The organism is Ruegeria marina (assembly GCF_900101475.1).
GTDB lineage: Bacteria > Pseudomonadota > Alphaproteobacteria > Rhodobacterales > Rhodobacteraceae > Ruegeria_B > Ruegeria_B marina.
In genome coordinates this window covers 1-11,626 of sequence record NZ_FMZV01000038.1, presented here as the reverse complement: position 1 = coordinate 11,626, position 11,626 = coordinate 1, and the positions used below count along the sequence as shown (strand labels likewise).

At 61.6% G+C, this 11,626-nt stretch carries 8 protein-coding genes and 1 pseudogene; 5 read left to right on the top strand and 4 right to left on the bottom strand.

Annotated elements, in window-relative coordinates:
* Positions 1–961 precede the first annotated feature (961 nt).
* On the top strand, positions 962–1,531 hold the full coding sequence (locus BLT75_RS25010) for an EF-hand domain-containing protein (protein WP_245706647.1): 570 nt from the start codon (positions 962–964) through the stop codon (positions 1,529–1,531).
* Between the two features lie 402 nt (positions 1,532–1,933).
* On the opposite strand, the gene BLT75_RS23670 is transcribed toward BLT75_RS25010, so the two are convergent.
* The 4 genes and pseudogenes from BLT75_RS23670 to BLT75_RS23655 all read right to left on the bottom strand — a co-directional run.
* On the bottom strand, positions 1,934–2,668 hold the full coding sequence (locus tag BLT75_RS23670; protein WP_093038174.1) for an ABC transporter ATP-binding protein: 735 nt from the start codon (positions 2,666–2,668) through the stop codon (positions 1,934–1,936).
* A gap of 85 nt (positions 2,669–2,753) precedes the next feature.
* Positions 2,754–3,965: an efflux RND transporter periplasmic adaptor subunit gene (locus BLT75_RS23665; RefSeq protein WP_093038171.1), complete on the bottom strand. Its 1,212-nt coding sequence runs from the start codon at positions 3,963–3,965 to the stop codon at positions 2,754–2,756.
* A 3-nt stretch (positions 3,966–3,968) separates the two neighbouring features.
* Complete coding sequence (locus BLT75_RS23660; protein WP_093038167.1) at positions 3,969–6,332, bottom strand: ABC transporter permease; 2,364 nt, start codon at positions 6,330–6,332, stop codon at positions 3,969–3,971.
* Between the two features lie 685 nt (positions 6,333–7,017).
* Positions 7,018–7,221: pseudogene (locus tag BLT75_RS23655) on the bottom strand (transposase); the annotation flags it as partial.
* A gap of 304 nt (positions 7,222–7,525) precedes the next feature.
* Between BLT75_RS23655 and BLT75_RS23650 the strand changes: the two are divergent.
* From BLT75_RS23650 to BLT75_RS23635, 4 genes are all read left to right on the top strand, one after another.
* Positions 7,526–8,908, top strand: a complete 1,383-nt coding sequence (locus BLT75_RS23650; protein ID WP_093038164.1) for an MBL fold metallo-hydrolase RNA specificity domain-containing protein — start codon at positions 7,526–7,528, stop codon at positions 8,906–8,908.
* A complete protein-coding gene (locus BLT75_RS23645) occupies positions 8,905–10,407 on the top strand; it encodes a thymidine phosphorylase family protein (protein WP_093038161.1) in 1,503 nt (500 codons plus the stop codon). Before BLT75_RS23650 ends, BLT75_RS23645 begins: the two co-directional genes overlap by 4 nt.
* Positions 10,404–11,309 (top strand): ribose-phosphate diphosphokinase, encoded by a 906-nt coding sequence (locus BLT75_RS23640; protein ID WP_093038157.1) that lies wholly within the window; start codon positions 10,404–10,406, stop codon positions 11,307–11,309. The genes BLT75_RS23645 and BLT75_RS23640 overlap by 4 nt, the downstream gene beginning before the upstream one ends.
* 46 nt (positions 11,310–11,355) lie before the next feature.
* The coding region (locus BLT75_RS23635) for a transposase (protein ID WP_143028577.1) at positions 11,356–11,626 on the top strand (271 nt) is incomplete at its 3' end.

Sequence of the window (11,626 nt, the reverse complement as noted above, 5' to 3'; positions counted from 1 at the left end):
CCCTGCTGGAACGTAAACCAACGCGGCTGGTGACCGTGGCCATCGCCAATAAGACAGCGCGCACTGCTTGGGCGCTGCTCGTGAAGGAAGAAATCTATCAGGCCCCGCCTACCATCTGAACGAAGGAGGGAATGGCGGCGACAGAGACGCCGCTAAACGAGATGCAAGGGCATAAGTGAATGATGATGATCGGACGGAACCGCTGCTGGGACATTCCGGGGTGGTGTCAGGGCGTCAAAGCTCGCCTGTCTGAAAGGAACCCAGCATGCGGACTTCATCAAGGCCAGCGGTTAACCATGCCGCGCCGATAGGCCGGACAAATGACCGCAACCTGCTTCGATCTCCTCGCCTCACGAAATCCCTTGCAAAACCGGAGCCGTCCACAAATGACACCACCTGTTTCTCTCGTATTGCTGGGCCATCACGTTTCCTCTCGCGTTTTTCTTCGCATCCCTGCCCAGATCAACGGCAGCCCGTTCGCAAGTCCGACGTGGCGCACGGTCGAGATTCCGTGCCAAGGACGTCGTCGAACCCGACTCCCCACGAAAAGCGGCGCCTGAAAATGCTCCCATGCGAAATGACCCGGGAACGACAGGATCAGTAGATCACCGCTAGCGAAACTGGGCGTTTCATTAAAGGGGCCATGGCATTTCCAGAAGCCGCCCTCTTCAAACGAATGAGTAAAGTTGATTTGCGTCAAGGAAAGTTCTGAAAGGAAGTTTACGCTTAACAGCAAGTGGAGATGTTCAGGGACGGAAGGGAGGCGCAACAGCCCGCTCGAAGTGTTCTGCGCGGCGCACCGTGCGCTCACGCTCGTCTTTGGGGTGCTTGTCATCGGTTTTGGCGTGTCGCTCCACGCTCACCCCTGCAGGTTCAAACGCCAAAAGATCCACCCGTATTCGGCGGATTGCATCGCTTAACCGGTCTTCAGCGTCGCTGAACCAAACTCGAGGAACCAGAAATGAAAATGTTTACCACACTTGCAACTGCGCTAAGCTTCTCGATTGCCGCGGCAGGGCATGCCACTGCCGAAAGCGACCATGGACACGGCGGCGGGCCGCTTTCGAAAGACAGCGGACCCTCAGCCAGCCAGGGCGAGATGATGCATGAGATGATGCGCAAGATGATGCCAATGATGATGCAGATGCACGGCCGGATGATGGGCGCGGGTCACGGCAGCGGCATGTCGATGATGGATAGTGACATGATGCGCATGATGATGGGGCCGAAAATGATAGGTGCTGGTCCGGTCGCGGAGCCTGAGCCCGGAGCCGCGCGCACGGCGATGCTTGCCCGCCTCGCAGAATTCGATGCCGATGGCGACGGCACCCTTTCGTTGGCCGAATTCGAGGTCCTGCACGCGGCCATGATCCGCGAAACCACAGTGGACCGGTTCCAGCATCTCGATGCCGATGGGGATGGCAGGATCACCGAAGAGGAGATGGGCGCTCCCGCGAAACGGATGGAAATGCTGCGCGGAATGCCTGGCGCACCGGGCATGATGGGCGACCGGATGCCGTCCGGCAACTGACACCGTCCCGACCTGTGTCCCGACCCGGGCTGGACACGGGGCGGGGCCAGGGCTGGCCAATACCGAAAGGAACCGGGCCATGATGCCAATCCTCTATTTCGCCGGGATCGCCGCGATCCTGTTCTTCGCAGTGTACGTCCGAATTGTGGACCTCAAGGGGCTTTACGAGCACGCTGTCAATTCTAGCTGGATCACAACGAACACCATCAGAGATTTTGCCCTGTCTCCCAAGCTGGGGTCGAGGGAAAGACATTGCGCAAGCTGGAAAGCGACGACTTGGAAAGGCTGTTTGATCCGAAGATGCCGGAGCATGTGAGAAACTAGGAAGTCACCGACCGCTAACAGAACGTACCGCGGATATGGGGGAGTTTCGTGCTCTGACTGATGGCTATGCCGGTAAGTCTACCAGTCGATTTCTTCGGGATCTTTCCTGATCGCGTTACGAACGATTTCATGAATCCGTCCGTCTGCGAAATGAATGACGCGGTCAGCCATTTGCGCCGTGGCGGCGGCGTGAGTGACAATGAGAATGGTTGAGTTGAGGCGTCGGTTGATGTCGCTCAGCATCTTCAGAACGCCGCGCCCCGTCGCGCTGTCGAGAGCGCCTGTCGGTTCGTCGCAGAACAGTACGTCGGGCTGCTTGGCGACGGCCCGGGCGATGGCGACCCGCTGTTGCTCTCCGCCGGAAAGCTCAGCGGGGAAATGATCGACCCGCTCGGCAAGCCCGACAAGTTCCAGTGCCTCGCGCGCATCCAGAGAGCGCCGCGCATTCACAGTGACAAGTTCGATGTTCTCTCGGGCAGAGAGAGTGGGCATCAGGTTGTAGAACTGGAAGACGAAGCCGACATGGTCACGGCGGTAGGCTACGAGCTGGCGGTCGGTCATTGCAGTCAACTCCCGGTCGCGGAACCAGACTTGGCCTTGGCTGGCGTAATCGAGGCCCCCGATGATGTTGAGCAAGGTCGATTTGCCCGAGCCCGACGGCCCCAGCAGCACGACGATCTCGCCTTCGGGAATCTCCAGGTCGACGCCGCGCAGAGCATGGACCAGCGCGGTGCCTTCGCCGTAAACCTTCTTCAGTCCTTCCGTGCGAAAAATCGCATTCGACCGCGGCGTGGCGTTGTGGCTGTCTTCCATCTTCGTCCTCATCAATGCGCCAAACGAATGCGGTTTCCAGTAACGATAACCCCAGTGCCAGAAGGCCTCGGGGCACGAACCTTCTTCAGCCGTCCGCGCGGACTGCGACCCGCGTACCCTCAGTGATGCGCTCGTCTGGGTAGAGGATCACTCGCTCGCCGGCGTCGAGTCCATCGTGGACCGATGTGGAACTCTCGTTCGCCGGTCCGATCTCGACCTCGCGAAGCCGGGCGCGCCCTTGCTCGAAAACGAAGACCGCCCAGCCATCGCCGCTTCGAAAGAGCGCGGCCGAAGGCACCAGAAGCACATTCTCGATCCTTGCCAGAGTGATTTCCGCCGTCACGCGGAAATTGTGCTTGAGCCGCGACCACGTTTCGTCGGGGCTGGTCAATTCAAGGATGACCGGGACGCGCAGTTCCTCGATCCCGAGCGCGGACGTCTTCTCGAACCCGGCCGGATCCAGACGGGTCACGCGCGCCCCGAGCGGGGGCCCGCCCCAATCGAGAATCCGAGCCGTCGCACCGACCTCGACCTGGACCGCGTCGGTCGACAGCAGATCCGCCCTGATTTCCAGATCGCGCGTGTCGGCGATCTCGATCAAGGGCGTACCGGCCGCGACGACCGACTCGCTTTTCTGGACCACCCGCAACACCTCGCCAGAGACGGGGGCGGTCAAATGCAGTTCCTGAAAGCCCTGGCCATTCTGATCGAAATCCCCGGGCTCGGACAATTGCGCCTCGATCGCGGCATATCTGTTGCGCTGCACCTCAAGCTCCGCGCGGGCCGCAGCGAGCGCGTGTTCGCGGGCCTCGGCCGCGCGGCGGGCCTTGTCGAGGTTCTCGACGGAGACCAGGTTTCTGTCGGCGAGAGCCTGAGCCCGGGCCAGTTCGCTGCGGGCCAGCTCGGTTTCGGTTTCGATGCGCCCGACCTCGTGCCGAATGTATTCGATACCGGCCTCGGCTTCGGAAAGCGCGGCGCGCAACTCTTCTCTGGACCGCTCGTCGATGAAGGCGGGCATGGTGGGTCGCAGGGTCGCCACGACTGTTTCATTCCGTGTCACCGCGTCCCCCGCAACCAGCGCGTTGCGCACCACCCGCCCCGCGACGGGCGCAGAAACAGTATAGATGGCGCGCGCCCGGGTGCGGGCCTCCTCTTCCACGGTGATGGCGAGCGTTCCAATCCTGGTCTCGCCGATATCCACCAGAACTGGCTGGGGCCAAAGGAACCAGATCACGAAGCCAAGCAAGGCGACACCGCAGAGCCCGGCGAAAAGCGATTTGATCCCGATTTGCTTCATGCCTCAATCCCTCGTCTTCAGGACCGCGACGAGATCGAAGTCCTTGATCCGACGCCAGGCGAACATCGCCGACAGGACAGCGGCCGCGACCACCGCCACGCTGGCCAGAACGTAGGTCCCCCGGTCGATCACCAGAGGCATCCGCATCAGATCGGCATCCATGGCATTCCCCATGATCGCCGCGTTCGCGTATCCGGCAGCCCAGCCGAGCGGCAGCGAGACCACCAGAAGAAGCGCGAGTTCGCCGGCGAGGACCCAGAAGACCTGCCCGTCGCTGAAGCCCAGCACGCGCAGCGTGGCCAATTCTGCAGCGCGTTCGGAGAGCGAAATCCTCATCGCATTGTAGACCATTCCGAATGCGATCGCACCGGCCAGACCGGTATAGATCGACGCCATCGCCGTAACGATGATGCTGAGCGCAGTCTGGAAATTCTCGAGGGAGACGATCTGCAGCGCGATGCCGCCCACGGCCGGTGAAGTCTTGACCGCTTGATAAAGCCGGTCCATCCCGGCCGGGTCGATCCTCAGCTCGGCACGGTCCATGGTTGGACCCTCGCGCAAGAGCCGCGAAAGCGCCGAGATCTCCACAGTCGCTTGCAGGCCCAGGAAATCCTCCGTCAGCGCGGTCACCGGCAGCGAGACGGTCCGGCGCCGCGCGCCCAGCAGGTCGATCTCGACGCGGTCTCCGATCCCGACACCCAGCACGCCCGCGAGCCAGGCGTTGATCGCAACGCCATGCGTCGGCGGCGCGACCACCCGCAGCTCTCCATCGACGATACGGCCGAGCCTTGCATCGGCAGGGCGTCCGTACAACGCGATCCGCCGTTCGGTCGTGCCGTTCCGGATCCGGGCGGGTACCAGTCTGACCGGCTCGGCGGCCAGCACCCCCGGCAGCCGCTCGACGGCACCGAGCGCGGCGACAGGACGCTCAGCGGTGAAGGCGAGGGTCGCATCCTGCCGTTCGGACAGCATGAACTTGACGTCCACCAGATACTCCATCGAATCCGCTAGGTAGAGCGACGCGATCAGGATCGCCGAACCCATGGCAAGCCCGATCATGGTCATGGCCGAGCGAAGGCGGTTCTGGATCGCGCTGCGAAACGCCAGCTTCGTCAGGGGCGGGAGGCTTCTCGTGAGCTTCGACAGCCGGCTTTCGTCATGCCGGAACCGCGGTGGTGCCGCTGGACGCATCGCGACAGCCGGCGAGAGCGCCAGGACCCGCGAGACCGCCTGAAACGCGCCCGCAACCGCGGCCAGCGCCGGCAGCAGGGCGGCCAGAAGATAGATATCGGCGGCCGGGGCGAAGATCAGCAGCGGAAACCGGAAGTAGTCGGCATAAAGCCGGGTGACGTATTGACCAAGCAGCACGCCAGACGTCATGCCGGCCAATATCCCGAGAAGGCAGATGCACGCGACGAACTTGAGGTAATGTCCGGCGATCTGTGCATTCCCATAGCCGAAAGCCTTCAGCAGGCCGATCTGCCTGCGTTCGAGCAATATGATGCGGTTGAGCGTGAGGTAGATCAGGAAGAACGCGATGCCGAAGAAGACCGGGGGCAGGGTCAGGCTCATGCTGTACAACATGTCGAGCCCGTGGTTCAGGAAGGCATGCGAGAACTGGTCGCGCCGGCCATGTGCGGCCTGGCTGCCATAGCGCTCGAGCAGGGAATCGATCCCTGCGAGCACAGCGGCCTCGTTGGCGCCGCGTGTCGTGCGGATAAGTGCGGAGTTGAAGGCACCGTCCAGATTGTAGATCGATTCGAGGGCGCTTTCGTTCATCCAGACAATTCCGAAGCGGCGATCATCCGGCATGATGTCGCCCGGTCCGGCGGCATAGACGAATTCGGGGGAGTAGACGGTGCCGACAATCCGGAGTGTGTACTTACGCCCGTTGAGAAGGGCGCCGAACCTGTCGCCAGGCTGGAAACCGTGCGCCTCGGCGAAGGCGTGGTTAACGACGACCTCGTCCCCCGTACTGGCGGCCGGCATGCGACCGAGTTTCCGGTAGGGCCGGTTGAGCACGGGCATCGCCCCGTCCGGGACCGAGACGAAGAGGCCCGTGGCCGGCTCACGCATCCCGTCGATTTCGACAAGCGCAGATTTGACAATTCTCGTCTCGACGGTCGCGACCCCCGGGAGCCTGGCAATCCGGTCAACAACGCTGCGCGGCGCGCGCTCGACGCGGACGAACACATCCGCGAAACGCTGACGCTCGTAATAGGCGATCCGCGTTTCGTCGAGCGAGCGATAGGAACCGATGGCCAAGAGAACCGTCGCGACGCCAGCCGCCGTCACGAGCGAGATCGCGGCGACCTGGGCCCAGAGCCGCTGAACGTCTCGCAAGAGCTTCTTATCGAGCGGATGCATCTAACAATCCTGCTGTCATGAAGTCGCGAACCCTGCCAAGCACATCTGTGCCCTCAAGGCGTACTCTCGCCTCGGTGTCGTGTTGAGACAGTCAGGGTGGAGAAACCTTATGATCGGCCAGTCGAGCCGTGCTTGCCTCAACTTGGTTGACAATACTACAAATCCTCGATGAACTCGATGTTTATGCGCGCCATGCATTATTATGAACCCGCATTCCCCAACTAACTGGTCGATTTCACCCATAGGTTGCCGTCGCGAAGCACCAGCCGGCGCATGGCTGCTTTTTGCGATAGGATCATTTTTGACAATTGGCACCGCAATCGTAAAAGCTACGGCAATCTCCGCTGCTGCAAATAAGGACGACTTGGAAGGTTTTGTGGTCTGGTGGCAATTCGCCAGCGGACTCGGTAACGGCTTCATGGTGGTGGCAATTGCGACCGCGATCAGCGCTTGGACAACTTCAACGGCCGATGTACGACCAATTCCGTCCTAGCTCTGCTGGATTGGAGCAGGTGTTGCTGTTGTTTCCGCTATCGGCTCGACTCTGGGTCAGCATTTCCGTGTCGATATTGGCGGCCCGATCTGGTTTGTGGGCACACTTGCAACAGCACTCTGGCTCGCCTGGTTCAGTTTCAAGTCGAGCAAGAACAACGTCGAGTTACAAAATCCGCTTTGGGTTGCCGATTCAACCGATCGCCGCAACACACGCTTCGAACCTCTCCTCTGGTGAGTAGTAGTTCAAGATCATTCTTGGTCGCTCGTTGCGTTCCCTTGCGACGGCATCGAGGTGCTCTTGGGTGTGCACCGAGAGGTCGGTCCCTTTCGGGAAGTACTGGCGCAGAAGCCGGTTGGTGTTCTCATTGGTGTCGCGTTGCCAGGGGCTATGCGGAATGAACAAAGCCTCGAACGCCCAACTGTTAGAGGCCGACAGAGCCCAAGGCCCCTGGTTGGCAGACCATGCGCGATTGCCTCGAAGAGCCTTTGGCATCGACCGAATTAGAAGATTGACCTGCATCATGGCGCCCGCTCTGCCCTATGGCATCTTAATTAGGATAAGGCAGCTTAGTCCATCGGGAGCGGAGCTCGAACATGGCACGCGTTCAGGATATCTTGGAGTTTAAACCGAGGAAAACCCACACGCTCGGGTCGGGCTGCAGACGTTCACGCCCCTTACTAGGTGAAAAGAGAACGATATGACCTCCCACGGCCAACCGACACTTCGCTTTCTCGGCGCGGCCGGAACGGTGACAGGCTCACGTTACCTGGTCGAGTGGGGGCACCGCCGAATCCTGATCGATTGCGGGCTGTTCCAGGGTTTCAAGCAATTGCGGCGGCGGAACCGGAAACGCTTTCCGGCTCGGCCAAGCACGATCGACACCGTTCTTCTGACCCATGCCCATCTGGATCACTCCGGCTATCTGCCGGCGCTGATCCGTGCAGGATTTCGTGGCCGGGTGCTCTGTACCCCGGCCACGAAAGAGCTTTGCGGCCTGATCCTGCCAGACAGCGGGTATTTGCAGGAGGAAGAGGCCAAATACGCGCGTCGGAAGAAATATTCGGAGCACAAGAAGCCCACCCCGCTATATACATTAAAGGATGCGCAGGCGGCTCTGAAGCAGCTTGACACCGTCTCATTCAACGAACGTGTCGACCTTGACGATGGCATCCATGCCGAGTTCATCCCCGCCGGACACCTGTTGGGGGCGGCGCAGATACGACTGACGATCAACGGCACCACCGTGCATTTCAGCGGTGATTTGGGGCACGACAAGGATCCCCTGATGCGCGCGCCGGTGCCGTTCGGCGGGGCGGATGTGCTGGTCTGCGAGTCGACCTACGGCAACCGCAAGCATCCCGAAATCGACGCGGAGGCGGAATTGGCGCCTGTCCTGAAGCGTGTTTTTGCGCGGGGTGGTGCGGTTCTGATCCCCTCTTTCGCGGTGGGCCGTGCGCAAGGTCTGATGTACCATATCGCGCGTCTGATCAAGCGCGACGAAATCCCCTATGTCCCGGTCTACCTCAACAGCCCGATGGCGGTGGACGCGACCGAAATCTATCACCGACATCACGATGAACACCACGTGAGTTGGGAGGATTGCGTGAACATGTTCCGTGTCGCCAAGCGCGTGAACAGCGTCGAGCAATCAAAGGACCTCAACACCCGACGGGGGCCGATGATCATCATCTCGGCCAGCGGCATGCTGACTGGCGGAAGAATACTGCACCATCTGGTCAGTTTTGGCGGTGACCGGCGGAATGCGATCATCCTTTCCGGCTTCCAAGCCGGCGGCACCCGAGGCGCATCACTGGCTGGCGGGGCACGTAGTCTGCGCATTTTTGGAAAAGAGCACCGGATCGAAGCTGAGGTAGTGCAACTCGAAACCTTCTCGGGTCATGCGGATGCCGATGAGATCCTGTCGTGGATGCGTGCTGCGCCACCGCCGCGCATGACCTACCTGACCCATGGCGAACCCGAGGCCGCGGACACGCTGCGCCGCCGGGTTGCACATGAATTACAGCGCAATGCCCGCGTACCCGAGCACTTGGAAACCATACGGCTGGACGCTCCGAAATGACAGAACGCCATGATATCCTTCCACTTGTGCCCGCCGATATCGACACCTATCGGCAGCCGGTCGTCTACATGCGCGAGGACTGCCACGTCTGTCGCTCCGAAGGCTTCGGAACGCAGAGTCGCATCGAGATCGAAGTCGAAGGCAAACGGATCATCGCGACGCTCAACGTGATCACCGGCGGCGACTGGCTGCCACAGGAAACCGCGGCTCTCAGCAATACGGCGTGGGAGGCGCTTGCCCTCCAACCGGGTGCTGTTGGCCGGTTTTCGCACCCCGAACCACCGGTGTCGGCCTCGGCCATCCGCACCAAGGTCTACGGAGGGCGGCTGGATGACGCCGCCTGCCGCGCGATCATCTCCGATACCATCCAAAGACGGCTCTCGGACCTCGACCTGGCCGCATTTGTCACGTCCTGCGCCGGAGACCGGCTGGACGAGGCCGAAACCATCGCGCTGACACTGGCTATGCGAGACGCGGGCGTGCGGCTCGACTGGGGCAGGGGGCCGGTTCTCGACAAGCATTGTGTCGGGGGCCTGCCAGGCAACCGAACCACGCCGATCGTTGTGGCGATCGTGGCGGCCGCGGGGCACCTGATCCCAAAGACATCCAGCCGCGCGATCACCTCGCCCGCCGGCACCGCCGACACGATGGAGGTCATGGCACCCGTCGCTTTGGACCAAGCCGCGATGCGCGGCGTCGTCGAGGCCGAGGGCGGCTGCATCGTCTGGGGCGGCGGGCTGGATCTGAGCCCCGCCGACGACATGCTGATCCGCATCGAACGCCCACTCGATTTTGACAGCGAGGGGCAGATGGTGGCCAGTATACTGTCCAAAAAGGCGGCTGCGGGATCGAGTCATGTGCTGATTGACATGCCAATCGGGCCTACGGCGAAGGTGCGCTCCTACGCGGCCGCCAAGGCGCTTTCCGATAGGCTTCAGGCCGTCGCCAGAGCACTGGGCCAGACAATTTCAGTTAATCGAAGCGATGGCTCCGCCCCGGTGGGGCGCGGGATCGGGCCGGCGCTTGAGGCATACGACGTTCTGGCAGTGCTTAGGCGCAGCCCACAGGCCCCAGCTGATCTGCGCGAGCGCGCCCTCGATGTCGCTGGAGCCTTGCTGGAACTTGTCGGAACGAATGGGCGCCAATTGGCAGGCGAACTGTTGGATGGGGGCAAGGCAGAGGCCAAATTCATGGCGATCTGTGCGGCGCAGGGCGGGTTCACCGAACCGGGCGAAGCGCCACAAATGCAGCCGGTCAACGCCGACCGCGCCGGACGAATAACTGCAATCGACAATCGTCGCATCGCCAAGATCGCAAAGCTCGCGGGCGCGCCTGGCCGCAAGACATCGGGCGTATTGCTAAGAACGCGCGTGGGAGACACCGTCGAAATCGGTCAACCTTTGTTCGAAGTTCATGCGGAGACACAAGGCGAGTTAGCGTGGGCGCTGGATTTCACCGCCAGTCGAGACAGCCCGTTCCGCGTAGAGGATGCGCCATGACACCCCTCATCCTCGCCTTTCCAGAGATGGAAGCCCTCGCCGGAGACCTAGCCAATCGAATGAGCGCAGAAACGGCGGCGATCGACCTGCACCGGTTCCCCGACGGCGAGAGCCTCGTGACGCTCCCCAAGAAGTTGAAGGGTCGCGATGTCATCGTTCTTGCCACGCTGCGCGACCCGGACCCGCTAGCATTGCCGCTACGCTTTGCGGCGGCAACCGCGCGCGAACTCGGGGCAAAGCTCGTGGGTCTTGTTGCGCCTTACCTTGCCTACATGCGTCAGGACAAACGTTTCGCGCTCGGGCAGGCTGTGGCGGCCCCGCTATTCGCGAAGTTTCTGGAAGACAGTTTTGACTGGCTGGTCACCGTCGATCCACACCTCCATCGCGTTCCGTCCCTCGACCGAGTGTTCCGCATTCCGGCGATCCGCGTTCAATCCGCGCCGCTAATTGCCGACTGGATCGCCCGCGAGGTGCCGGACGCGGTTATCCTGGGTCCCGACAGCGAAAGTCAACAATGGGTCGCCGAGGTCGCGCGTACGGCCGGACGCCCCTATGAGGTGCTGACCAAAGTGCGGTCCGGCGACTGGCAAGTGGATGTCAGCGTGCCCGAAAGCGACGCACTGAAGCACGGGACACCCGTTGTCCTAGACGACATCGCTTCGTCCGGGCGCACGATGATCCGCGCGATGGAGCATCTGATTGCGGCCGGAACCCGGTCGCCCGTCTGCGTCATCATACACGCGGTATTCGCGGGCAGCGCCTACGAAGACATCCTGGCCGCCGGCGCTGCCCGCGTGATCACGACAGACAGCATTCCGCATCAAACCAACGTCATATCGCTGGCCGATCCGTTGGCCGCCAGCATCGCTCACGCGATGAATGCTAGGCTCCAGACCCATTGATTTTGGTCATCTGCCGTGATTCAGGGTCCGCAAGGAGACCTGAATGATGAGCAACCTTTTTTGGCTGAGCGAGGCGCAGATGGAGCGTCTGAAGCCCTTCTTCCCGAAGTCGCACGGGAAGCCTCGTGTTGATGATCGGCGCGTTCTGAGTGGAATAATTTTCATCAATCGCAATGGCTTGCGATGGTGCGATGCGCCGAGGGAATATGGCCCGGCGAAGACGCTCTACAACCGCTGGAAGCGTTGGAGCGATAACGGCATCTTCGCCCGCATCCTGACAGGCCTGGCTGCCGAGGGGACTGAGCACAAGACGATCA

Bases quoted from the DNA above. Each gene is read 5' to 3' on its own strand.
- BLT75_RS25010 (WP_245706647.1), top strand. From the start codon at position 962: ATGAAAATGTTTACCACACTTGCAACTGCGCTAAGCTTCTCGATTGCC.
- BLT75_RS23670 (WP_093038174.1), bottom strand. From the start codon at position 2,668: ATGGAAGACAGCCACAACGCCACGCCGCGGTCGAATGCGATTTTTCGC.
- BLT75_RS23665 (WP_093038171.1), bottom strand. From the start codon at position 3,965: ATGAAGCAAATCGGGATCAAATCGCTTTTCGCCGGGCTCTGCGGTGTC.
- BLT75_RS23660 (WP_093038167.1), bottom strand. From the start codon at position 6,332: ATGCATCCGCTCGATAAGAAGCTCTTGCGAGACGTTCAGCGGCTCTGG.
- BLT75_RS23650 (WP_093038164.1), top strand. From the start codon at position 7,526: ATGACCTCCCACGGCCAACCGACACTTCGCTTTCTCGGCGCGGCCGGA.
- BLT75_RS23645 (WP_093038161.1), top strand. From the start codon at position 8,905: ATGACAGAACGCCATGATATCCTTCCACTTGTGCCCGCCGATATCGAC.
- BLT75_RS23640 (WP_093038157.1), top strand. From the start codon at position 10,404: ATGACACCCCTCATCCTCGCCTTTCCAGAGATGGAAGCCCTCGCCGGA.